We start from the raw sequence: 23521 nt of genomic DNA, 5'->3' as shown, positions 1-23521 counted from the left end.
CCCGGCTACCCGACACCCGCGGACGGAAACGGAAGCCAGCGTGTTCGCTGTCAGCGAACAGGCAGCTCACGGCCCTCCGCAGCGAGCCGGAAGGTGAACTCGACGCTGCGCCACGCCCCCTGCACGCTGCGGCCGTCCGGTGTCGGGCCGTTGCCCTCGGCGAAATCTACGATCAACGCATCCTTGACGCCGAACACCGTGTCCGAGTCCAGATATTCGCCGCCGGCGACGAAAAGCTGAGTCACCAGCCGGCGGTACCCCGGCGCGCTGATCATGAAATGCAGGTGCGGTGCGCGGTACGGATGCCGGCCGAGGGCGGCGAGCATCGCGCCGACCGGACCGTCATCAGGGATCGGGTACGGGGAGGGCAGGATCGACCAGAAGCGCAGCCGACCGGCTTCATCGCTCCGGAAGCGGGCGCGCAATACCGGGCCGTCGAGGTCCGGGAGTTGCACGTCGTAGAAGCCGTCGTCGTTGGACTGCCACACGTCGACGACGGCGCCGCCGATCGGGCGTTCCTGCGCATCGGCGATGTGTACATCGACCCACAGCGGGGTTCCCGGCAAACCACCTGCGACGTCCGCACCCTGTTCCGTGTCGGGTGGGCCTTCGACGTAGAAGGGGCCGAGAACGGCGGACGGTGTCGTCCCGGGCGTGCGCGAGTTGGCGAGCATATCGACGACGCTGGACACGCCGAGCGTGTCGGAGAGCAGCACGAACTCCTGGCGCGTGTCCGAGCAGATCTGCCCGGTGCGCGTCAGGAAGTCGATGGCTTGCTGCCATTCCTTCTGCGTCAGGTCGTTCTCGGCGGCGAAGGTGTGCAGGTGCCGGACCAGGCTCGTGATCAGTTCTCTGGTTCGCGGGTCGGGAGCGTGGTCGAAGCTACCGACGACTTGTTCGGTCAGCCGCGCCGTATCGGGGAGCGCGGATGAGGAGGCCGCGGGGCGCCGTCCGTGCCAGGCGTCGCGTAGCAGGGATTCAATGCCGTCTTCGGTCAGCTCGCGCGGATTTGGATAAGACTGCGCCGCGGCCAGCTGCGCCACGCGCGGGATGTCCGCTTCCGCGAGGCCGAGTGCCCGCAACGACGTCGGGCCTCCAGCTGTGGCGATCAGGTCGAACAGTCCACTCGGCGCGTCCTCGACGCCGAGGGCTTCGGCTACCCGGCGCATCGCCTGCGGAGCGGCCGATGCGTTGTACGCCATCGCGTGCGGAAGGATCACTGTGTGCGTCTCGGCGTGTGGAAGACCAAAGGAACCGCCGAGGACGTGGCAGAGCTTGTGATGCAGGCCCATGCCGGCCGCGCCGAGACAGGTCCCGGCGAGCCACGCGGCGCGCAGCAGGTCGGCGCGCGGGTCGGATGTGCCGGCAGCAACGTCGGTGGCGGAAGCGGCCTCGCCCCCGACCAGCAGTGGGAGGGCGCGGGCCGTTCGCGCGATCGCCTCGAGTGCGAAACCGTCGATGATCGGGTTGGCCTGCGGCGAGTACAGCGCCTCGACCGCGTGTGCGAGCGCGTTGACGGCGCTGGTGACCGTCATGGCAAGGGGAAGGCTGCGAGAGAACTCGACATCGTAGATCACTGTCTCCGGCAGAACGGCGGCGGATGACGTCGTCACTTTTTGTCCGTCGCTCGTCTCGCCGAGGACCGGGGTGACCTCGGAGCCGGCGTATGTCGTGGGCAGGATGATCTGCGGCAAGTCAGTGCGCAGCGCGAGCGCCTTGGAAAGCCCGGTGGTCGAACCGCCGCCAATGGCCACCAGGCAGTCAGCCTGCGCCTCACGCAACACCGCGAGCGCCTTCTCGGTCACTTCGACCGGAGTGTGCATCGCCGCGCCGTCAAAGCGCGCGGCAAGGAGCGGCCCGAGGGTCGCGCACACCTGTTCGGCCGCGTCGGAGACGGACGTGCCCGCGAGGAGCAGCACGCGCGCACCGCCGAGCCGCCGCACCTCGTCACCGACGCGGGACGCGGTACCGCTGCCGAAAAGTACGCGCGCAGGATGCGCAACGTAATCGAAGCCCTCAGTCGCCATGGCTCCCGCTTTCGATCCTGCTCAAAGTGCCGCCTGACCTTGCACGGGCCATGATTGCGCGGTGCCCGCTCGGGTACTAGGGCTTGTTTCTATCGCACGTCGCGGCGAATCGTCGCAGCCGCACTCGGGAGGTCGAGCGGGATGGACGGTGTCCGGCCGACCGGCGAAGACGCGCCGCCCGCGCATCGCGAGGACTGCGTGCTGCGAGGCACCGGGCGTCCCGAGACCGATTTGCAACGCTGGGACCGCAATTTCACCGAACTGCTCCAGGAACTGCGAGTCGCGCAGACCGGCGTCCAGATCCTGTTCGGCTTCCTGCTCACCGTGCCGTTCAGCAACCGGTTCAGTCACGCGACGGCGCTCCAGATCGCGGTCTACACGATTACCGTGTTGTCCGCCGCTGTCGCCGCCGCGTTGCTCATAGCGCCGGTCAGCCACCATCGCCGGGTGTTCCGCAAGGGCCACAAGCCCGAGCTTGTGCACTGGGCCGACCTCATCGCGCAGGCCGGCCTGCTCGCGCTGCTGGTAGCCATGAGCGGCGCGGTGTTCTTGGTGCTGGACGTGCTGAAGGGGGTCGCCCTGGCGCTGCCGCTTACGGTCGCGGTCGTCATCGTGTATTGCGTGCTGTGGTACTTGATGCCGAACGTGGTCTATTCCGATAAGGCGCGTTCCACCGAGGGCAGTGATTAACCGATCACTCTTCAAGAATCTTCAGGGCCACCGAAGATCTGCGGAGCTAACCGTTTTTGGTCATTGCCCCGCCGGGACAGCCGAGGCGGTCGGCCCGGATAACCGGACCGACCGCCTCGTGCCTATTGATTCGGACTACCAGCGCCCGTACCACCGGCGGCGGCCGCCACCTGACACGCCTCCGGAGAAGCCGAAGCCGACCAGCCAGGCGACGAACACGATCAAGGCGATCCACCACAGCACGTGGACCGCGAAGCCGAGGCCGCCGAGAATCAGCGCCAGCAGCAGAACGAGCAGAATAATACCCATTGACCACTCACTCCTTTGATCACTCTCGTGATCCGGATCTCGTGTTTACGCCGTGCCTTGCCGCCGACCTGATAACCGCTTCGCGCGGAACCAAACAGGAGTTCGTGGGAGCGTTTTCCCGGCGCCCTAAGAAAGGCATGAGCCGATTCGCGCGGCCGCGCCGCCAAGGTCTGGCCGCCCGGTCAAGCCGGCCATGTGCCGGTGATCCGGCGCACACCCGCTGCCCCGCCGCGATCCACGGCCGCCCGCACCAGCGCGAAGATCATGCCCTGCAACGCGGAGGCGATCAGCACCTCGCGCCAGCCGCGATCCTCATCGGTCGGGCTCGGCGCGTCGTGTTTGTCGTCGACCAGCCGCCAGACCCGCTTGAACACCGCGCCGGCCAGCACTCCGCCGGCCGCGCCGAAAACCATGCCGAGTGGCTTATAGGCCACCTTGCTCACGTTCACTTCCTCCTCCTCGTCCTCGTCGTCGCGTCCCGCGCGTCATGCGCACCGCCTCCGCGTCACCAGCCGGGCTCCGGTCAAACCTGCGGGTCAGCCCTCCGGACCCATTACCGGCGTCGGACCGCCGCCGGAAGCAGCGTCCACCGGTTCGGGATCGTCGCGGACCAGAACGCTGGTGCACTCCGGACAGCGCCGCGCCTGAATCGGGATGCTGCGATCGCACTCCGGGCAGTTGCGCTCGGTCGCCGCCCGGTCGCGCTCGAAAAGATGCAGGAGTCTGGCCACCGGCAGCACGATGACGAAGTACACGACCGCCGCCGCGATGAGGAACGACAGCGCGTCGGTGAGGAACGTGCCGTAGGTGAAGGTGGACTTGCCCACAGTGAAGGTGAACCTGTTGAGGTTCGGTTTGCCGCCGAGCAAGGCGAGCAGCGGGTCGACGAACGATGCGACGAATGAGTGCACCAGGCCGGAGAACTGGGTCCCGATCACCACGGCCACGGCGAGGTCCACCAGATTGCCGCGCAGGATGAACTTGCGAAATCCCTTCATGGCGCACCGGATTGCCCGCACAGCGCCGACTAATGCACGCTCCTGACGCGCCGTCAGCCGGCAAGCGGCGTCACCCGGCGCGACGCTCCAGGATGCCGCGGATGAAAGCGGCCTGACCCGCGTGCTGAAGCGTGTCGGAGACCACGCTGATCAGCCGGACGCCCAGCGTCACCGGCGGATCCCAGGACTCGTCGACGATTCGGTCGAAGTCGGCGTCCCCCAAGCCGCGCACACGCTCAATGGTCTGCTCATAGACCGCGTCGTAGTAACCGATCAGCAGCTGCGCGGATTCGACCCGCACTGAGCCGACCTCCGCGGCACTCTGGCCGTATCCACTCGCCTCGGTCTTGAACGGCAAGTTGAAGCGTTGCTCCCAACCCTGCGCCGTCCACACCTGCTCGACGCCCGAAGCGTCCGCGACGTGATCGTCCTGCACCCGCGTCAGATGCCACAGCAGCCAGGCGATCGAGTTCGCGTCGGGGTCGAGTCGCTCCGCGAGTTGCCGCGCCGTCAATCCGTCGGCGGCGTGATGAACGACCTCGCGTACCCGGCCGAAGGCATCGACGATCAACTCCGCACCGTTCATCGCCCGCTCCTCAGCGCACTCAACGGGAACTCGGCTGCTTCTCCCGCGTCTTGCTGCGGTTCGCCTTCCGGATGGCCGCGAGCAGTTCGCTCCGGCTCATGGTGGAGCGGCCGGGAATGTCCAGCTTCTTCGCGAGCTCGTACAGGTGCTGCTTACTGGCCTGCTCGTCAACGCCCTCACCGCTGCGGCCGCCGACCTGGCGGGGACGGGCGGACTGCGGGTCGGACGGGCCCTTGCGGCCGCCTTCCTTCAGCTCCCAGTGGTCGCCGACCTTTTCGAAGCTGTGCTTGAGCGCGCCGAAGGCCACCCGGTGCGCCCGCTCGCCCTCGCCATACTGCTCGACGGCACTGTCATGGGCCTCGATCCACGTGCGCTGCGCCTTGACCGGCGAGCGGCGCAGTGTCGAAGGTAGTTCCTGGCGTCCCGGCATGTGAGCCGACCTCCGATCCGTCGTCATTGCTTTGCTTGGTCTGCTTTGCTTGCTCTACTCAGGCCGTGCTGCGGCCTGATCACAGCCGAGTGCCCCTTCCGATGGAGCGGAAACGGCAGCCCGTTTCGGGACGGGGCAGCGGGTAGCACGAGTGATCCGAGTCGTCGATTACCGCGCGAAAGGAGCGTGAGCATGGAGCCAAGTCACCTCAAGGCGCTGTACGACAATCCGGGGCCGTTCGCCTCCGTGTATTTGGTCACCGAACGCGCCGATCCCGAGGCCGGGCATCCGATCGAGCAGCGCTGGCGGGAGTTGCGTGGCCGATTGGCGGCAGATGGCGCCGACGAGCCGACCTTGGAAGCGATCGACGCGGCGGTCGGATCCGATCGTGGGCAGCCCTCGCCGTACGGCCAGGCCATCTTCGCGGCCGGCGCAGCGGTATTGCTCCAGGAGCAGTTGCGGGCACCGACAATGCTGGACCGCACCGCCTTCGGGCCGCTCCCGGACATCCTGCCGCTCCTCGCGCAGACCCTTGACTTCTCCTCCTACCAGCTGGTTCTCGCCGATCGCACCGGCGCCGACGTGCAGGGGCACGCGGGCGGCGGCGTGGACGAGCGCGCCCGCCGCGCGGCTCAGGTCGTCGCGGCGCAGGAAGAGGAGTCGCTGCGGGCCGAGGCGCTGGACCGCTACGCTGGCAGACTCGCCACCGGCGGCGCGGTCGAGGGCTTGATACCGACCGTCGTGGCACTGCGGCGCGGCGATGCCGACACATTACTCATCAGCCTTGGATCCAAAGTTCTTGATGCCTGGCTGTGGTGGGGTCCGGAGCCTGGGCAGCTGGCCGCGCACCCAGAGGAGCTCACCGACATGTGCTCGCCGCAAACCCGGCGGGACAAAGCCGGAAACGTGCTGGTTCGCGCCGCGGTGCAGAACGGAAGCCGGATACTCGTGCTGGCCGGCGGCGAGCCGGGACCGGCGAACGGCGTCGGCGCGGTGCTGCGGCACACCTGACGGCAGGCTCGGGCAGTGATGTGAGAGCGCTGCCACGGACGGCCAGCAGTCGAATTGGTAAACGGCTTATAAAGCATTCGCTACGGTCCAGGTCGGCGCCGCGCCGCGAGAGCGCGGCGCCGATTCGTGCCGACCGGCCCGTGACAGGGCGAAATCCCCGCGCAACGGCAGCTACAGTTCGCATACTCAAGAAACATCTGTTTCGTCAGTAGTCGTTGACCGCCCAACTGAGCGGCGCTAATTTCCCCCTCAGTGCCCGGCAGTGCAACCGCGGCGGTCGTCGCGGCCTTTCCCGCCTACGAGTACTGATAAACCCACGGCCGTCCCGCAGGGAACCTTCCAAAACGGAACGGTGGCGCGCACGCCAAGCGGTCGGATCGGGCCCGGCTGCACCACTCGCTCTCGCATCCCCTTCCCGAAACGCTGCACCGACGTTGGCACGCGCCTAAAACACCGGGCCGTCTCCCCGGGCCAAGCGGTGATCCCGCCGCCCCAAGGAAACGGTCCGCACTCCCGTGCGGCCGGACGCACCCACATGCGCCGCCGCCACCCGAGATAAAGGGGATATGCAGGTGACCCACCCACCCACGGCCGCGGCACGACGCCGCAGCCTGAGAGTCCCGCTGGCCGCTGCCGCCGGCCTCGCCCTCGCCACCGGGATGACGCTGACCGCGTTCACTCCCGCCAACGCCGCCGCCAACTCGGCCAATCCGTACTCCCCCGCCTATCAGCACCCCTACCGCCACGGCGTGATCCCGACGATCGCGCAGCAGGCGAAGATGAACTCGTACTCGGCCGCGCACCCCAGCGCGGTTACCGCCACCGGCCCGGAGACGCTGTCCTATGGCGGCGGCATCGACGGCATCGGTGTCCAGAGCGGCCACTCCAAGGTGTACATCGTCTTCTACGGCACCCAGTGGGGAACGTCGAGCACGGACGCCAACGGCAACCTGAAGTTCAGCGGTGACTCCGCCGGCGCGGCCGGTGTGGCTCAGCAGATGTTCAAGGGCATCGGCACCAACGGCGAGCTGTGGTCCGCTGACCTGACCCAGTGGTGTGACGGCCCGAACGTCTCGGCCGGCGCCACCAGCTGCCCGAGCAACGCGAACTTCATCCCGTACCAGAGCGGCGGCGTGCTGGCCGGCGTCTGGTACGACAACTCCGCGGCCTCACCGAGCACTGCGTCCGGGCACCAGCTGGGCCAGGAAGCCGTCAACGCCGTAGCGCACTTCGGCAACACCACCGCGGCGGCCAACCGCGACTCCTACTACATCATCGCCTCGCCGCACTGCACCAACCCGGACAGCTACCAGGGCCAGTACTGCGCGTGGCACGACTACAACGGCGACAGCACCCTGACCGGCGGCGCGGTCTCCTCGCCCTACGGCGACATCGCGTTCAGCAACCAGCCGTACAACATCGACTCCGGTGCGGGCTGCGGCGTCGGATTCGTCAACTCCCCCGGAACCACGGACGGTTACTCGATCACCCTCGGCCACGAGTGGCACGAGATGATGTCGGACCAGAACCCGGCCGGCGGCTGGACCAACCAGCAGAGCGGCAGTTCGTTCAACGGCCAGGAGAACTCGGACGAGTGCGCCTGGATCAGCCCTGGCAGCGCCGGCGGCGCCGCGAACATCAGCTTCGGCTCCTTCGGCACGTACTCGGAGCAGGCCAGCTGGTCGAACGACACCAACTCCTGCGCCATCTCGCACCAGATCCTCAACCACGGCAACACGGTGACCGTCACCAACCCGGGCTCGCAGAGCACGAAGGTCGGTACCGCGGTTTCGCTGCAGATCAGCGCCAGCGACTCGGCATCCGGCCAGACGCTGACCTACAGCGCCACCGGCCTGCCCGCCGGTCTGTCGATCTCCAGCAGCGGCCTGATCTCCGGCACCCCGACCACCGCCGCAACCTCCAGCGTCACCGTCACCGCCAAGGACAGCACCGGCGCGACCGGCTCGGCGTCGTTCACCTGGACCGTCAGCCCGGCCGGCGGCAACACGGTGACCGTCAGCAACCCGGGCTCGCAGACCTCCACCGTGGGTAGCGCGGTTTCGCTGCAGATCAGCGCCAGCGACTCGGCATCCGGCCAGACGCTGACCTACAGCGCCACCGGCCTGCCCGCCGGCCTGTCGATCTCCAGCAGCGGCCTGATCTCCGGCACCCCGACCACCGCCGCAACCTCCAGCGTCACCGTCACCGCCAAGGACAGCACCGGCGCCAGCGGCTCCGCGTCCTTCAGCTGGACCGTCAACCCCTCCGGCGGCGGTTGCACCGCGGCGCAGCTGCTCGGCAACCCGGGCTTCGAGACTGGTTCGGCCAGCCCGTGGTCGTCGACGGCCGGTGTGATCAACCCGAACGGCGCCGGCGAGACCTCGCACAGTGGCACGTACTACGCGTGGCTTGACGGCTATGGCACCACCCACACCGACACTCTCTCGCAGAAGGTTTCCATCCCGTCGACGTGTAAGAACGCGAACTTCTCGTTCTACCTGCACATCGACACCTCGGAGACCACGACCACGACCGCTTACGACAAGCTGAGCGTGCAGGTGCTCAACTCGTCCGGCACCGTCGTGGGCACGCTGGCGACGTACTCGAACCTGAACCACATCAGCGGGTACGCGCAGCACAGCTTCAGCCTGGCCTCGTACATCGGCCAGAGCATCACGCTGAAGTTCACCGGGACGGAAGACAGCTCGCTGCAGACCTCCTTCGTGGTGGATGACAACGCGCTGAACGTGTCCTGACAAACACCGGCTCGAGTACGGGCGGGGGCGAGACTTCGGTCTCGCCCCCGCTCGGCGTTTTCTGGCCGGTTTTTTGGCTCTGATCTGCGCTGACACCGAGGTCGACGGGTTTGCGCGCATCCCTTGACTCAGTTCTGGTTTACGAGTTTAATCAAATCGCGAAATAAGAGTTCGCCGGAAGTACGCCCGCGAGTGCGGCGCGGCGCGTCCATCCGGTCGTGTTCGCACGCTCCCCCAACCGTTCGGCGCGACGGTCTCAGTATGCTTATACCCATACTCACCGCAGAAGAGACCACCTATGCGATTGACCCGCACCAAAGCGACCTTGACCGCGCTGCCGCTGCTGGCGGCCGGCGGTCTGCTGCTCGCCCTCGACGGATCGGCCCAGGCGGCCGGCCCCGCGCTTCCGGCCCACTTCGCCGCTCCCTACCTTCAGATCAGCAGCAGCGACGCCGGCGACATGACCGCCGACATGAACGCCACCGGGCTGAAGTACTACACGCTGGCCTTCCTGATCCCGCAGTCCGGCTGCACCCCACAGTGGGAGGACGGCGGCTACGGGCTGACCACGTTCAACTCGCAGATCAGCTCGCTGCAGGCGGCGGGCGGCCAGGTCATCATCTCCTCCGGCGGCGCCCAGGGCGGCGAGCTGGCCCAGACCTGCACCAGCGTCTCGTCGCTCACCACCGCTTACGCGAACATCGTCAACAGCACCGCGGTGACCCGGCTCGACTTCGACATCGAAGGCGGCACGCTGGGCGACACCACCGCGAACACCCGCCGCGACCAGGCGCTGGCCGCGCTACAGCGACAGAACCCGGCCGTGCAGGTCGACTTCACGCTCGGCGTCGGCCCCGGCGGCCTGCCGACCGGCAACGGCTCGGAGTACGCGCTGCTGCAGGACGCGAAGGCTCAGGGCGTCAACGTCAGCATCGTCAACATCATGACGATGGACTTCTCCGACGGTCAGCCGGTGCTCAGCGACGCCGAGTCGGCGGCCCGCAACACGGCGAACCAGCTGTCCGGGCTGTACGGCATCTCCACCTCCGCGGCCTACGCGAAGATGGGCCTGACCCCGATTGCCGGCACCAACGACGACGGCGCCTATTTCTCGCAGAGTGACGCGCAGAGCCTAGAGGGCTTCGCGGCGAGCAACGGCGTGGCCGAGCTGGCCTTCTGGGAGGTCGACGGCTACGACAAGGGCACCGGTTACGCCTATTCGCGCATCTTCAACCAGCTCACCGGCGGAACCAACCCGCCGCCTCCGCCGCCGCCCGGCTCGGGACCGGTCACCGGATATCAGGGGCTTTGCCTTGATGTGCGCGGAGCCAACAGTGCGGACAGCACTCCGGTGCAGGTCTACACGTGCAATGGCACCAACGCGCAGTCCTGGTCACTGACCTCCGGCAATCAGCTACAGGCGCTCGGCAAGTGCCTTGACGTCTCGGCGGCGGGAACCGCGAACGGAACCAAGGTGCAGCTGTACACCTGCAATGGGACTGGTGCGCAGGTGTGGCAGCACCAGTCCAACGGCGAGTATGTGAACCCGAACTCCGGCAAGTGCCTGGATGACACCGGCTTCGGCGGCTCTGGCACCCAGGTGCAGATCTGGGCGTGCGCCGACAGCGCGAACCAGCAGTGGAGCGTGCCGTAATCGATGGCCGGTAACCGGTAGCCGGTAGGCCGTGTTGCACACAGCCTAGGCAACGCAAAGTTCTGTGAGTCCAGGGGGCGACCGCCCTCCCGGCGTTTCGGTGCCGGGAGGGCGGTCTCTCTTCTGATTCAGAGTTCTGATCCGGCTCGGGAATCTGGCTCGACGCCGCGGCCACGACGGGGAGTGGGGGAACGCCGACGTGGCCGGGAGTCCGGTGCCATAGCCACCGAGTGCTCGTTGCCGCCCGGCTCAGCAGAGGCAGGCCGCTTATTCGTGCGCGAGTGTGTACGCCGAACGGATCCGGCCCGGGATCGCGCCGCGCTCGCCGATCTCGTATCCGTTGGCCCTGGCCCATTCCCGGATCTCGGAGGTGCCCGGCGTGACCGGCTTGGCCCCGCGCCGCGGCGTCGCCTTCTTCCGGCCGCCCTTGACGTTCTGCGGCGCGGTCTTGGCTGCCGCCGACCGCCGGCCGCGGCGAGCCGGACGCTGCGCGGGCGCGGACTCGGATTCGACCTCTGTCTCGGCTTCGGTGGCAGGCACCTCAGTGGCCTGCGCTTCCTCGGCCTGCCCGGCTGCTTCCGGCTCGGCTGCTTCCGGGGCGGACTCGGCTGCCGCGGCGGCGCGCGAGGCGAGCGGGTGCTGTACGGTGACCACCGCGCCGAAGAACTCGCGCAATTTGTCCACGCCGGCCGGGGCGAGATCCAGCTTGATCGTCTGGCCGGCTATGGTCACGTCGCAGATCTCCACGTCGCGGTCCGTGCCGGTGATGTCGCACACTCGTTTAAGAGCCACAGTGACTTTCCCTTCAAGCGACCAATTCGCATACCTAAACGCCGGCGTCACCCGGTCAGTTCAATTTGCATACCGTATCGGTTGTAGCGCGGTTCACGTGCATCGGCCCAGCGCATAAGCGTTAGTACCGGCGCATCCGCCGCACACCGGAAGCCGTGCGCGCGCCCCGAAATCCCGCCCGGAAAAGCAGACTTCTGATTCTCGTTTGATGAATTCCCAGGTGCGTGCGGTTCTTGCGCTAGGCAATGCCGGGAGATGGACCGGCCGTTAGGCGAAGGGCAAGGCGAAGAACTGCCGTTCGAGCCGCGACGTGGGCGCCCGGTTACGGACACAGTGCCGGATAATCGCCGCCGAGCAAGGCCGGGGTGAGAATCCGCGCGGCCGTGGCCGGGTTCGAGGCGCAGATGCGCGCGGCTACCGCGGCGGCGTCGGTGTCCCAGAACAGCGCGGTCCCGTCGGCCGCCGCGCCGACCACGGTGCTGGTGCCCGGTTCGAAGGCCACCGCGGTCGGATCGCTCGGGCCATTCAGCGTCACCAGTGCGGATGGCGTCTTGGGGTCGGCGACATTCCACAGCCGGATGGTGTGATCGGCGGCCGAGGAAGCCAGGGTACTGCCATCGCTGCTGAACGCGACCCCGACCACCGCCTGGCTCTGCCCGAACAGCGTGGTGAAACTGGTCGGGTTGTTCGGGTCGCGGGTGTCCCACAGCCGCACGGTGCCGTCCGCGGAGCCGCCGGCCAGCGTGCGGTCGTCCGGGCTGAACGCCACCGACTCCACCGCGCCGGAGGAACCGGAAAGTTGTTCGATGACGTTCGCGCTGAGCCGGCCGCCGGTGAGCGACAACCGGATCAGCAGTATCGTGCCGTCCTGGCTTCCGGCGGCCAGCAATGTGCCGTCCGGACTGAACGCGACCGTGGTGATGGGGCCGCCGAGCAGCCCGTTGGACCAGGACGGTTCAGTGGCGCCTGGACCCCAGAGGTAAATCGAGTCGTTGACACCTCCGGCGGCGATGACGTCACCGGCGCCATCAGAACTCGCCACGCCGTCTTCGCCGCTACCGTGGCTCGCCGGGCCGATCGCGATCGCGTCGATGGGGGAGGGCGCGGCGAGCGCGCGGATTTTTCGTCGCGTCGCCGCGTCCCATACCACCGCGCCCGTTCCGGCGATGGAGGTGGCGAGCCTGCGGCCGTCCGGGCTAAAGGCGATTCCCGCACTCGCACCCGAACCGCCGCTCGATCCGAGGGCGGCATAGAGCCTTTGCCCGGAGGAGCGCCACAGATACGTTTGCTGATTCGCGCCGGAGGTGGCCAGCAGCCCGGCGGAGCCAGGAGCTGCCGCCACGGCCGCCGTGGCGATCGCACCGGTCTGCTGTGGCGCCGCCACATTCCACAGGCCGATCGTGGCGTCCGTATCCGCGCCGACGAGTACATGCCCGTCGGGACTGAACGCGATTCCCGCCACCGTGTTTGTCGAACCCGTCAGGGCGCCGATCTGCCCGCGGGCGGCGACGTCCCAAAGCCGCACGACATCGTCCTCGCCGGCGCTGGCCAGTTTGGTCCCGTCGGGGCTGAACGCGACCGCGCGCACCGGGCCGGCCGACCCGCCGAGCACTCCGAGCGCACCACCGGTTTTCGCGTCCCAGAGGCGTACGGTCGTGTCATCACCGCCGGAGGCGAGCAGGGTTCCGGCGCGATTGAACGCGACCGAACGCACCAGACCGGTGTGCCCGGCCAATTCCTGCGGGCGAGCGCGCAAATCAGCGGTCTGCCATATACGGATCTCGCCGTCGGTGCACGCGGCGGCCAGTGCCTTGCCGTCCGGGCTGAACGCGATACTGCTGATCGTGCCGTTCCGCACTCGGGCCTCGGCGACCTTTTTCAGCGAGTTGACATTCCACAGCGAGACCGTGCCGGCATAGCCCGCGGTAGCCAGTTCGCTGCCGTCCGGGCTGAAGGCGACGGTGTCGATCGCATCCGGTCCGGCGCTGACCGTGCCCAGCCGCGTCTTCGTGGCGAGGTCCCAAAGCACGGTGGTTCCATTCTGTTGCCCCGCGGCCAGCAGCCGACCGGCAGGATCGAAGGCCACCGCGTAGAAGGAGGAGTCGCCGGCCAGCGTGGCGACCGGCGACCGCTTGCCCGCGTCTGGCGAGCCGGTGCCCGCGTCCGTCGCGTCGCTGTCCCACAGGGTCACGGCGTTCTCTTGGCCGGCCGCGGCGATTAGCGGCGCGGCTGGATCGTACGCGACGGCGTTCACCGCTCCGGCAATATTCGGCAGGCGCGCGGTGAAGTAGCCGGATTGGCTGGAGAGCAGACTGTTGACGGCCTCGGCGTCGGTCGGCGCGATCCGGTACGCCGCCAGGGAAAGCAGCAGCGCGACCTCCGGATCGGTGTAGCGGTGCGCGTCCGCCTCGGCCGCGAGTTGCCGGGCCTGCGCGATGGTCTGCTGCCGGTGCGCCGCGCCGCTGTTGCTCTTCGCGACGAAGCCGAGGCCCGCGGCGGCGACCAGCGCCGCGGTGAGGGTCATCGCGACACCCAAGCGCAGCCGGTCGTTGCGCTTCTGCCGGCGCTCCGAGGCACGCAGGAACTCGTTCTCCCGCCGGCCGAGTTCGCCGCGCCGCGCCTCGGTGAGTTCCGCCCGCACCGCGGAGAGCTGCGTGCCGTGCAGCAGCAGGTCAGGGTGCTGATCCCCGGCCCGCCACTCGTGCGCGCCCGCGGTGAGCCGTTGCAGGGTGCGCAGCCAGTCGCGGTGTTCCTCCAGCCATTCGCCGAGCGCGGGCCAGTGCCGCAGCAGCGCCTCGTGGGCGAGTTGCACGGTGTCCTGATCGCTGGTGACCAGCCGCTCCCGCTCCAGGCGGTCCAGTACGCGCCGCGCGGTCGGCAGGTCGCTGCCCGCGACTTCGGTGAGCAGGGCCGATCGGGTCATCCGGCGCCGGGTGTCCTCGGCGTCGGCGCGGACCGCGACCATGTGCTCAAGCAGGATCCGGGCGACCCGCTTGCTGTCGGCGTCGAAGCTCTCGTATACCTCGTCGGCCTTCTTGGCCACCGCGCCCTTGATGCCGCCCGCCGCCGTATAGGCCGTGATGGTGAGCTTCCCCTCTTCCCTGCCTTCCCAGGTCTCCCGTAATGCGTGCGCGAGCAGCGGCAGCTTGCCGGGATCGTACGTGGTGGCGCCGCTGTCTGGAGAAGTGACCGCCTCCAGGTCGGTCAGCATGGTTTCGACCAGGCCGGTCTGGACGCTCAGACCGGCGTCGCGGGCTGGTGCCTCGATCGCCTCGCGCAGCTCCCTGATATTCATCGGGCCGACGATGAACTGGTCGCTGAGCGCCGGTCCCAGCGCGGGGTGCGCGGTGCAGTGTTCGACGAAACCTGCGCGTAGCACGAGCACGACGAGCGCGGGGGCAGGATCGTCCGGCTTCCCCTCGGCCGCGGCGCACAACGCGTCGACGAACCGCTGACGCTCAAGGCCGTCGTGGCACTGGGTGAAGATCTCCTCGAACTGGTCGATCACCAGCACCAGGCGGCTGGTTCGCGTGGCGGGCTCCGGGTGGTCGGCCGCCGCGCCGTCGCGCCTGCGCCGCTCGAAATCGAGTACCTGCCGCATGATCAGGACCGCGTTGTTCGGGTTCTGCCGCAGCGCCGCGGCCATCTCGACGCTGTCTCCGCCGAGCCTGTTGGCCAGGCGCACCGCGAGTTCCTGTAGCGGGGTCTGGCCGGGCTTCATCACCTCGCGCGGCCAGCGCTCCGAGCCCGTCACCGCCAGCGCGCCGGTGTCCAGCCCGGGAATCAGACCGGCGCGCAGTACCGAGGACTTGCCCGCGCCGGACGCGCCGACCACGAGCACCATCGACAAGCCTTGCAAGCGCTGGCGCAGCCGGGTGACCAGGCGCGCAATCAGCTGTTCGCGGCCGTGGAACCAGTACGCGGTCTGCTCGTTGAACGCCTCCAGTCCGGGATAGGGCTTGACGTCCGGGGTTGCCTCAGTGATCGCAGTAGCCTGCGATCCGGCCGCGGTGAGTTCCAGCGGAACTCGGACCGCGCCTCGGCCTACCGCCAACTGCCGGTGCAGTTCGGCGATCTGAATGCCTACCCGCTCCACTTGCTCGGCGTGACCGCGCTGCATGGCTTCGATCCGGGCCAGATCGTGCTGGATGACGGTGAGTCCCGACATGACGTCGTCGCGCAGTGCGTGGAACTCGACTGAGGTCTGGCTAAGCAGGTTCACCGTCTCGCCGATATAGACAGAGAGCCCTTCGATGCCGCTGTGGACGGCCGCGTCGAGCGCAGTACCCACGCCGTCCACCCGATGTAGGAGTTGCGCCATCTCGACGCGGAGCGCGGCCGCTTGCGGCCCGTCGAGTTCCTTCTGTAGCCGACTGCTGAGGGCGGCCTGCAGCCGTTCGTCGGCCAGCGCTTCATCAAGAGGCCGGCCGCTACGCGCCTCGCCGCGCAGCTGTGCGACCACGTCCTCGATGACGTGCGCGATGTGCTCCGCGCCGATATTGCCGAGTTGGCCGAGCAGTCCGGAGAGCGCGAGAGCCGCGTTGCCGAGCAGCAGCGGGATCGCGACGGGCGAGAGCGCGGCCGCGGTCAGCGCGGCGACGAGCGCGAAGGGAGCGGCGCCGAGGACGCCGCGCCCGCGCAGCCGAATCCAGACCCGGATGCTCTCGCGGGCTCGCTCGGCCAGGCCGGGTACCGCGTCTCGCGGTTCGGGTGTGCGTGCTTCGTCTTCGGGCACGATGGCCACGGCTAGCCACCTCCCGCCGCGTCGCATGGCAGGGTGCTGCGTACCGTCGAGTCGATTTGGGTCGCCGCGCTCAACAACGTCGTGCAGGGATCGGCGGCGTGAGCGTTCGGCTTGGCGGGCAGCGCCTTGTGGAGGGTCAGGTAAATGGTGGGGCTTAGCCTGCCGTAGCCGGGGGCCGAGGACGGCCGGCTGATCAGCCTGGTGCGCGTCGCCGCGGCCAGGACCGGGTTGTTTAAGGTCACGCTCGGGTCAGTGCGCACCGCGTAGTTGCTCGGTATCTCCGAGAACTGAGTGGCCAGGATGCGTTGCGCCTGCGGGCCCGCCATCCAGCGCAGGAAGGTCAGATCCGCGGTGAGGTTGCGGCTGTGCGGGTTGACGAAGAGGTTCCAGCCGCCGATGACCGAGAATCCGACGCCTTGCTGTCCTGCGAAGGTGGGCAGCGGCATCACGCCGACCTGCGCCGGGTCGTGGATCACGCTGGTGGCGCTGATCGCGTTGGCGTAGGAGGAGTCCCAGCTGCGCAGAAACGCGGCAGTTCCGTTGTCGAAGGCCGAATCGGCCTGCGGCTCCTCGTAACCGGACACGTCCGCCGGCGAGAGCCCGTCATTGATCAGCGCTCGAAGGAAGTCGAGCGCCTTGAGCGCCTGCGGGGATGCCAGCCGCGTGGCCGTTGACTGGTCGACGATGGCGGCGGAGGAGTCCGGCGTGCTCTGCCCTCCGTAGGCATCGGCGAGCAGTTCGGTCCACGTGCACATCAGTCCTTCGTACGCGTCGCCCTGCCAGGCGAACAGGTACGGCAGATGGCGCTGCTTGAGCGCATTGGCGTCCGCCACGAGCTGTTCCCAGGTGGCCGGCGCGGGCAGCCCGGCCTGCGCCAGCAGATCCTTGCGATAGAACAGGAAGCCCTCGTCGATGAAGTAGGGCACCGCGTAGATCTTGCCCCGGTAGCTCATTGCCTGGATCAGCGTGTTGTCCGCGAGCGGGGTGCCGGGCTTGGCGAACTGCGACCAGAACGAGTCGGGCAGGTATCCGTTCAGCGGCAGCGCCAGACCGTCCTGCGCGAAATCGGCCGGCCAGACGACGTCACCGGAGTAGACATCCGGGGTCACCGAGCCCGCGGAGATCTCGCCGCTGAGCTTTTCGCGCAGCCGATCCGAGTTGTCCGGTCCCGGCTGCAAATCCACCTTGATCGACGGATACGCCTGCTCGAAGGCGTCAACGAGCACCTGCCGCGCGTCGTCGCTGGCGTTGCGCAGGGTCGGGCTGGAAACCCAGACGATCGTCCCGGAGCCTTCCGCGCGGTTGGCCGGGTCGGTCAAATCCGGCGGCGGCGAGGCGCAGCCGGCCAAGGCGACTGCGGTGAGCGCAAGCGCGCTCGTGCCCGCCGACCACTGCCGACGTGCACTGACGCGCCTGCGAGGAGGCATTCCGGCCGTTCACCCCGTTCCGCGGTGGCTCATCCTGTCGTTGCGCCGCACCGCTCCCCGCCGGAAACCCTACCCATTCGGGCCGCTACTGACGATCCGTCAATCGAATACTGACTCCTAAAAGTTGCCGGCTCTTAAAATGCCGCGCCGCCTAGAATCTCGGGCGCTGGCCGGTCCAGTCGGGGTGGACCAGGCGCATGTGCGTGATGTCATCGCGGCGCCGGACGCCACAGCTGCGGTACTGCTCATGCAGCCGCGCTAGCGCGTCGCGGTCGATTTCAACGCCGAGCCCGGGTCCGTCGGGCAGACGCAATGCTCCGGCCTCGAAGGTCAGGACGCCGGGCCGGATCACGTCCTGGAAATCCGGAGTGTCTCGCGCGTAGCCGAAGCCGCGCTGCCAGGGAGTATGCGTATCGAGGGCATAGGTGAGGTTCGGCGTCGCGGCGGCGAGATGGGCCATGGCGACCAGGCTGATGCCGAGATGCGTGTTCGAGTGCATCGACAGGCCGAGCCCGAAGGTCGCACAGATTCCGGCCAGGCGCTGCGAAGCGCGAAGTCCGCCCCAGAAGTGGTGGTCGGAAAGAATGACCTGCACCGCGCCGCGGCGCACCGCCTCCGGAATGTCCGCGAAGGAAGTCACGCACATGTTGGTGGCCAGCGGCAGCGGTGTGCCGGCCGCGACCTCGGCCATGCCGGCAATGCCCGGCGCCGGGTCCTCCAGGTATTCGAGCTCTCCTTCGAGTTCCTTGGCCACGCGCAGGCTGGTGGGCACGCTCCAGTTCGCGTTGGGGTCGATCCGCAGCGGATGGTCGGGGAACGCCCGGCGCAGCGCGCGTATCGCCTCGATCTCCTCCTGCGGCGGGAAGACCCCGCCCTTGTGCTTGAGCGAGCCGAAGCCGTAAGTGTCCACCATCCTGCGTGCCTGCGCCACGATGCCGTCCGGGTCGAGCGCCGCGCCCCAGTCATCGGGTTCGAAGTCGCAGCCGCCGCCCGCCGGATGCTCGGCCCACTTGTAGAACAGGTAGGCGCTGAAGTCCACGCTCTCGCGCACCGCGCCGCCGAGCAGATCGACCAACGGCCGGCCGGTCGCCTTGCCCTGGGCGTCGTAGCAAGCCACTTCGAAGGCCGCGACGATCTGCGCGACCGTCTTGTCCACGCCGGTCGGGCCGATCAGCTCGGTCGGGTTGTACGCGGTGAAGGCGCCGAGCGACTCGGACGCCCGCTGCGCCAGGCCATTGATGTCGAACACGTCGAGGCCGGGCAGCGCGGCGGCGGCCCGGTTCAGCAGCTCTAGGGTCGGATCGTCGCCGTACGCCTCAGAGATGCCGGTGATACCGGCATCCGTGTGCAGCTCGATGATCGAGCGCAACGCATAGGGCTGATGGCAGCCGGAGGCGTTGAGCAGCGGCGGATCCTTGACCGCGATCGGTGTGGTGGTGACCGAGGTGACGGTCAGCCGCTGGCCGCCAGCCGGGTTGTCGTCATCGTGCACTGAGTCGTCCTTCTATCCCTTGAGCGAGCCGCTGAGCAGGCCGCGTTCGAAGAGCCGTTGCAGGCCCAGGTAAACCAAGACGCCCGGCACCATCAGCACCAGCACGGCCGCGAGCTTGACCCCTTCGCCCTGCTCCTGGCTGGCTTGCAGGCTGGTGACCACGACAGTCAGAGTATTCATATCCGGCGTCTGCGCCACCAGCAACGGCAGCAGGTACTGGTCCCAGATCATCAGGAAGCCGAACACGGCGCAGGTACCGAGCGCGGGCAGGCACAGCGGCACGATGATCCGGGTCAGGATCCGCAGCTCGGAGGCTCCGTCCACCCGCGCGGCCTCCTCCAGCTCCATCGGGATGCGCCGCATGAACCCGGTGAGCACGAACACCGGCAGCGCCCAGCCGACCAGCGGCAGGATGAGGCCCGCGTACGAGTTGACCAGCGTGCCGCCGGTGAACGGCTGGGGGATCTTGCCGAGCACCTGGAACAGCGGGACGGCGATGACCTCCTCGGGCATCATCATCGTGGCCAGGATCAGCAGCAGCACGACCGTGGATCCGCGAAATCGCTTTCTGGCCAGTGCGTGCGCCGCCAGGGTGCTGACGGTCAGCTGCAGGGCGAGTCCGACCACCGCGACGATGACGGAGTTGAGCAATCCGCGGGCGACGCCGAGGTTCCACGCCTGGCTGAGGTTGCCGAATGTCGCGTGCTTCGGCAGCAACATCACTTGGCCGAGACGGGCCAGGCCGCCCGAGAAGGCGGTCGCGGCCAGCGTCCAGAGCGGGAGTACGAACACGAAGACGGCGGCTGCGTAAAGCAGTAAACGCAGCGTCAATCGCCCGGCACGGCCACGGGTGAGCCGCCGGGGCGGCCGCAGACCCAGAGTGCTCGCGGTGGCCGCTACTCCCCCACCGCTAGGCCGTGTGTAGGCGCCGCTGCTCACCATGCCTCCCTTCGGTTGCGCCACCACAGATTCAGACACGTCAGCACGATCGTGACGGCGAGCAGCAGGGTGCCGATCGCGGCGGCGTAGCCCGCGTCGTTGTTCTCGCTGAACTGCTGGTAGATGTACGTGACCACGGACTGAGTCGACCCGGCCGGGCCGCCGCTGGTGGCGACCCAGATCTCGGTGAACACCCGCAGGCCTCTGATGATGCCGAGAGTCAGCACGATCGTGGTGATCGGCCGCAGCGAGGGCAGCGTGACATAGCGCAGCCGCTGCCACGCCCCGGCGCCGTCAATGTGCGCGGCTTCGTAGAGCTGCCGGTCGATCCCGGCCAGCCCGGCGACGAAGATGACCATGTCGTACGGCGCGTTCTTCCAGACCTGGATCAGGATCACCGAGGCCAGGGAGGAGTGCGTGCTCGACAGGAACGGCGCCGGCCCCAGGCCGAACGCACCTAGCAGCGAGTTCACCGCGCCGTAGCTGCTCGGATAGAGCAGCGTCTGCCACAGCGAGGCGGCGGCGACCATAGCCACCACGGTCGGCAGGAACACGGCCGTTCGCAGAATCCGCAGATGCCGGGCCGGCCCTTCGAAGAGCAGCGCGAGAGCGAAGCCGACCAGGATCGAGCCGGCCACGGCGCCGATCGTGTCGAGCACTGTGTGCAGCGCGGCCGCGCGCAGGTCGGGGTCACTGAACGCGCGCTGGTAGTTGGCTCCGGCGACGTACTGGTTGCCGAGATACGGCCGCACGTGGAAGAAGCTGAGGTAGATACCCCAAATCGTGGGCCAGAGCTTGAAGACCCCGATGAAGATCAACACAGGGGACAGATACAGCCACGGCACGAGCCGGTGCCGGGCGCGGCGCATTCGGCGGCGCGGCGCGAGCTGCCGGGCCGTCGTCGGCTCGAAGAGCTGTGCCGGATGACCGTCTGGGGCAGTGACCGGCGCGGACAAACCGGTATCCCGGCCGCGCGCGCGTGCGGCCGGGACCGGGACCTCGGGACTGGACGCCGGGGATGCTTGCGCGGTCACCGCGGCGCTCCCGTGGTCGTGCCGCACAGTCTGGCAGCAGCGCGGCGCCGTCGGGGAATCGACGCCGCAGCCGATACCTGCGCACGCATCATCCGACCCCCTGCTGCCGCAGCACCGAGTTCAGGTCGCTGTTGAGCGTCGTGAGCGCGGACTGGGTGTCACCGCAGGAGGAAAGCAATTTGTTGAGTTCCTCGGACGCCTTCTGGCGCAACGCCGTCCAGTTCGGCAGGTTGTCCCACTCGTAGTGGCCCGCGTCGGCGTACACCTGCTGCGCCACCTGCCAGCGCTGGTCGCCGCTGTGCACGGTCGCCGCGTCCACGTTCTTGTTCACCGGCAGGCGCACCACGGTGGCCGTCTTGACGCCGGTCATCCCGAGCTGCTGCGCCTGCGGGGTGATCATGAACTCTTCCAGCTTGGTCGCCTCGTCGCTCTTGGCGTCGGCCATGGTGAAGATGTCGGTGCCCTCGGCGAGGGTCGCGGCGGTGCCGGTCGGTCCGGCGGGCGGCGCGATCACGATGTACTTGCCCTTGACCGTGGTCGCGTCCATGGTCGCGTAGGCATAGGGGCCGGTGAGGTAGATGCCTGCGACGCCGGTCTGGAACGCCTTGTTGGTCGCGGTGGTGTCGTCGCCGAGCACGGAGGGCTGCACGTCCTTGGCGGTGCACACCTGGTTCTCCAGGAACTGCGCGGATTGCACGGCCTGTGGGGTATCGACGGTCGCGGTGTACTTGCCGTTCCCGGCGGACTTCACGAAGTCGCCGCCGGCCTGGTACAGGAAGCTGGACCAGTACCACGAGGTGTATCCGCGCGCGGTCGAGCCGGGCACGTCGAGGCCGTAGGTGTCCGCCTTGCCGTCTCCGTCAGGGTCCTGCGTCGTGAAGGCCTTGGCCACCCTTGCCAGCTCGTCCCAGGTCTTCGGCGGCTGAAGGCCGACCTTGTCCAGCCAGTCCTTGCGGATCAGCAATACGTTGGCCTGGGCCGAGAACGGGACCGCGTAGGGCTGGCCGTGCAGGTCGGTGGCGGACTTCCAGGCCAGGTCGGTCAGCTGGTCGGCGCCGGCGAACTTGGCCTTGTCGATGGGCAGGATGATGCCCTGGCTTTCGAAGTTGCCCAGTTGCGCCGCGTCGTCGAACACGACGTCGGGCAGCCGATGTGCCGAGGCCGCGGCGGTCAGCTTGGTCTCGAAGTCGGTGAGCGTGGCGGTGGCGATGTTCACCTTGATGCCGGACTGCGCGGTGAACGCGTCGAAGATCTTCCGATAGGCCTTCGGCGAGTCCCCCGCGCCGCGGATCCACACCGTCAGATCGCCGGTCGCGTGAGCGTTTTTCGACTGCGGCAACGATCCCCCGCCACCGCTGCCGCCGCCCGCGGTGGACGACGCGCTGCACCCGGACAGCGCCGCCGTGCCGGCCAGCGCGCAGCCGGCCAGCGCGACCAGCATCGCGCGGCCCGTTCCTGCGGGCCGCAGCTTCCTGGAGTGCATGGACACCTCGACTCTGAGACGCCGTTCATGTATGTGAATAGTTGACACGAGCATGAAGCATGTGCAGCGTGTGAAACATATTCGGGGAAGCGGACTTGGTCAAGGTTCGTTACAAGACGGCCGGAAGGAAGGAAACGTCATGGCGGTCGTCGGAGAGGCTGGGACCGACGCGGAAGCCGTGGCCGGGGTGAAGTCCGCCCGGCGCGCCATCGAGTTGCTGGAGGCGTTCGGCAGAAACCATGCCTGGACATCAATGACGCAATTACATGCCCAGACCGGCTTTCCCCGCTCCAGCCTGCACGGTTTACTGCGCACGCTACGTGACCTGGGCTGGATTGAGGCAGACGACGTCGGGACCAGGTTCCGGCTCGGCGTTCGTGCATTGATCTGCGGTACTGCTTATCTTGACCGTGATCCAGTGATGCCTTACGCGACCGACGCCTTGGAACGCGTGCGCGAGCAGACCGGTCTGACGGCGCATTACGCGCGGCTGTGCGGCGCGGACATCGTGTACCTGGAGACCCGCGAGTCACGCCGCTCAGCGCATCTGGTCTCCCGGGTCGGCCGCACGCTACCGGCCTATGCGACCTCGCTCGGCAAGGCGCTGCTCGCCGAGCTCTCGGACGCGGAACTCACGAAGCTGCTGCCGACGACGGTGCCCGCGCTCACCGAGCGGACGATCACCGATCGCGAGGCGCTGCGTGCCGAACTCGCAACGACCCGGGCGCGGGGCTACGCGACCGAACGTGAGCAGGGCACCGCCGGCGTGGCATGCGCGGCCGCGGTAGTGCCGTACCGCATCCCGGCCACCGACGCGATGAGCTGCTCAATGCCCTGCGACGAAGTGACCGATGCACAGCTGCATCACGTCGGCAAGCTGCTACACGAGGTGGCCGATGACCTCAGTCAGCAGCTGCGACGCGTTGGGATCCGCTGACACGTCCACATCCACCCACACCCACACCCACGACAGAAGGTGGTTTCGCCATGACGCAAACCGCGACGGCGCCTGTGGGCCGGCGCATCAACCGGTCCACGCTCTACTTCTTCGGCGCGCTCGGCGGCATTCTGTTCGGCTACGACCTCGGCATCATCGCCGCGATCCTGGTCATCATCGCCAAGGACTGGCACCTGTCCGGATTTCAGAAG

Annotated in this window: 18 protein-coding genes; 5 read left to right on the top strand and 13 right to left on the bottom strand. The window is 68.1% G+C overall.

Going from position 1 to position 23521, the window contains the following annotated elements:
- Nucleotides 1–50 precede the first annotated feature (50 nt).
- Nucleotides 51–2027 carry an iron-containing alcohol dehydrogenase gene (locus tag VN779_RS22790; RefSeq protein WP_325726709.1) on the bottom strand — a complete coding sequence of 659 codons (1977 nt, stop codon included), beginning with the start codon at nt 2025–2027 and terminating at the stop codon, nt 51–53.
- A gap of 141 nt (nt 2028–2168) precedes the next feature.
- Between VN779_RS22790 and VN779_RS22785 the strand changes: the two genes are divergently transcribed.
- On the top strand, nt 2169–2717 hold the full coding sequence (locus tag VN779_RS22785) for a DUF6328 family protein (RefSeq protein ID WP_325726707.1): 549 nt from the start codon (nt 2169–2171) through the stop codon (nt 2715–2717).
- A gap of 135 nt (nt 2718–2852) precedes the next feature.
- Here VN779_RS22785 and VN779_RS22780 read toward each other — a convergent pair whose 3' ends face one another.
- The 5 genes from VN779_RS22780 to VN779_RS22760 all read right to left on the bottom strand — a co-directional run bounded on the left by VN779_RS22780 (nt 2853) and on the right by VN779_RS22760 (nt 5040).
- Complete coding sequence (locus tag VN779_RS22780) at nt 2853–3026, bottom strand: hydrophobic protein (protein WP_324840544.1); 174 nt, start codon at nt 3024–3026, stop codon at nt 2853–2855.
- Nucleotides 3027–3208: 182 nt separating this feature from the next.
- Complete coding sequence (locus VN779_RS22775) at nt 3209–3469, bottom strand: DUF4235 domain-containing protein (RefSeq protein WP_414639740.1); 261 nt, start codon at nt 3467–3469, stop codon at nt 3209–3211.
- Between the two features lie 93 nt (nt 3470–3562).
- On the bottom strand, nt 3563–4024 hold the full coding sequence (gene mscL, locus VN779_RS22770) for a large conductance mechanosensitive channel protein MscL (protein WP_325726701.1): 462 nt from the start codon (nt 4022–4024) through the stop codon (nt 3563–3565).
- A 70-nt stretch (nt 4025–4094) separates the two neighbouring features.
- Entirely contained in the window at nt 4095–4610 is a 516-nt protein-coding gene (locus VN779_RS22765) for a mycothiol transferase (RefSeq protein WP_325726699.1), read from the bottom strand.
- Nucleotides 4611–4629: 19 nt separating this feature from the next.
- On the bottom strand, nt 4630–5040 hold the full coding sequence (locus VN779_RS22760) for a ChaB family protein (protein WP_325726697.1): 411 nt from the start codon (nt 5038–5040) through the stop codon (nt 4630–4632).
- A gap of 192 nt (nt 5041–5232) precedes the next feature.
- On the opposite strand from VN779_RS22760, the gene VN779_RS22755 reads away from it, so the two are divergent.
- From VN779_RS22755 to VN779_RS22745, 3 genes are all read left to right on the top strand, one after another.
- Complete coding sequence (locus VN779_RS22755; RefSeq protein ID WP_325726695.1) at nt 5233–6051, top strand: hypothetical protein; 819 nt, start codon at nt 5233–5235, stop codon at nt 6049–6051.
- Between the two features lie 572 nt (nt 6052–6623).
- A complete protein-coding gene (locus VN779_RS22750; protein ID WP_325726693.1) occupies nt 6624–8807 on the top strand; it encodes a putative Ig domain-containing protein in 2184 nt (727 codons plus the stop codon).
- A gap of 298 nt (nt 8808–9105) precedes the next feature.
- Nucleotides 9106–10461 carry a ricin-type beta-trefoil lectin domain protein gene (locus VN779_RS22745; protein WP_325726691.1) on the top strand — a complete coding sequence of 452 codons (1356 nt, stop codon included), beginning with the start codon at nt 9106–9108 and terminating at the stop codon, nt 10459–10461.
- Between the two features lie 267 nt (nt 10462–10728).
- Here the strand turns inward: VN779_RS22745 and VN779_RS22740 are convergent, their stop codons facing one another.
- From VN779_RS22740 to VN779_RS22710, 7 genes are all read right to left on the bottom strand, one after another.
- Nucleotides 10729–11253: an Lsr2 family DNA-binding protein gene (locus VN779_RS22740; protein WP_325726689.1), complete on the bottom strand. Its 525-nt coding sequence runs from the start codon at nt 11251–11253 to the stop codon at nt 10729–10731.
- A gap of 322 nt (nt 11254–11575) precedes the next feature.
- On the bottom strand, nt 11576–15997 hold the full coding sequence (locus VN779_RS22735; RefSeq protein ID WP_325726687.1) for an eIF2A-related protein: 4422 nt from the start codon (nt 15995–15997) through the stop codon (nt 11576–11578).
- A gap of 2 nt (nt 15998–15999) precedes the next feature.
- Nucleotides 16000–17424: an extracellular solute-binding protein gene (locus VN779_RS22730; protein ID WP_325726685.1), complete on the bottom strand. Its 1425-nt coding sequence runs from the start codon at nt 17422–17424 to the stop codon at nt 16000–16002.
- A 151-nt stretch (nt 17425–17575) separates the two neighbouring features.
- On the bottom strand, nt 17576–18916 hold the full coding sequence (locus VN779_RS22725; protein WP_325726683.1) for a glucarate dehydratase family protein: 1341 nt from the start codon (nt 18914–18916) through the stop codon (nt 17576–17578).
- Between the two features lie 12 nt (nt 18917–18928).
- Nucleotides 18929–19855 (bottom strand): carbohydrate ABC transporter permease, encoded by a 927-nt coding sequence (locus VN779_RS22720; protein ID WP_325726681.1) that lies wholly within the window; start codon nt 19853–19855, stop codon nt 18929–18931.
- Entirely contained in the window at nt 19852–20889 is a 1038-nt protein-coding gene (locus VN779_RS22715) for a sugar ABC transporter permease (RefSeq protein WP_325726679.1), read from the bottom strand. The genes VN779_RS22720 and VN779_RS22715 overlap by 4 nt, the downstream gene beginning before the upstream one ends.
- Nucleotides 20890–20977: 88 nt before the next feature.
- Nucleotides 20978–22372 carry an ABC transporter substrate-binding protein gene (locus VN779_RS22710; protein ID WP_325726677.1) on the bottom strand — a complete coding sequence of 465 codons (1395 nt, stop codon included), beginning with the start codon at nt 22370–22372 and terminating at the stop codon, nt 20978–20980.
- A 139-nt stretch (nt 22373–22511) separates the two neighbouring features.
- On the opposite strand from VN779_RS22710, the gene VN779_RS22705 reads away from it, so the two are divergent.
- Nucleotides 22512–23309, top strand: coding sequence for an IclR family transcriptional regulator (locus tag VN779_RS22705; RefSeq protein ID WP_325726675.1), 798 nt, complete (start codon nt 22512–22514; stop codon nt 23307–23309).
- The last annotated feature ends 212 nt before the right edge of the window (nt 23310–23521 follow it).

The organism is Actinocrinis sp., from assembly GCF_035605935.1.
GTDB lineage: Bacteria > Actinomycetota > Actinomycetes > Streptomycetales > Catenulisporaceae > Actinocrinis.
The sequence above is the reverse complement of the archived record's forward strand: the minus strand, read 5'-3'. Positions and strand labels throughout refer to the sequence as shown.

Excerpts from the sequence above, each read along its gene's own strand:
- VN779_RS22790 (WP_325726709.1), bottom strand. The coding sequence starts at position 2,027 with ATGGCGACTGAGGGCTTCGATTACGTTGCGCATCCTGCGCGCGTACTT.
- VN779_RS22705 (WP_325726675.1), top strand. The coding sequence starts at position 22,512 with ATGGCGGTCGTCGGAGAGGCTGGGACCGACGCGGAAGCCGTGGCCGGG.
- VN779_RS22765 (WP_325726699.1), bottom strand. The coding sequence starts at position 4,610 with ATGAACGGTGCGGAGTTGATCGTCGATGCCTTCGGCCGGGTACGCGAG.
- VN779_RS22760 (WP_325726697.1), bottom strand. The coding sequence starts at position 5,040 with ATGCCGGGACGCCAGGAACTACCTTCGACACTGCGCCGCTCGCCGGTC.
- VN779_RS22780 (WP_324840544.1), bottom strand. The coding sequence starts at position 3,026 with ATGGGTATTATTCTGCTCGTTCTGCTGCTGGCGCTGATTCTCGGCGGC.
- VN779_RS22745 (WP_325726691.1), top strand. The coding sequence starts at position 9,106 with ATGCGATTGACCCGCACCAAAGCGACCTTGACCGCGCTGCCGCTGCTG.
- VN779_RS22755 (WP_325726695.1), top strand. The coding sequence starts at position 5,233 with ATGGAGCCAAGTCACCTCAAGGCGCTGTACGACAATCCGGGGCCGTTC.
- VN779_RS22730 (WP_325726685.1), bottom strand. The coding sequence starts at position 17,424 with ATGCCTCCTCGCAGGCGCGTCAGTGCACGTCGGCAGTGGTCGGCGGGC.
- VN779_RS22710 (WP_325726677.1), bottom strand. The coding sequence starts at position 22,372 with ATGCACTCCAGGAAGCTGCGGCCCGCAGGAACGGGCCGCGCGATGCTG.
- VN779_RS22785 (WP_325726707.1), top strand. The coding sequence starts at position 2,169 with ATGGACGGTGTCCGGCCGACCGGCGAAGACGCGCCGCCCGCGCATCGC.
- mscL (WP_325726701.1), bottom strand. The coding sequence starts at position 4,024 with ATGAAGGGATTTCGCAAGTTCATCCTGCGCGGCAATCTGGTGGACCTC.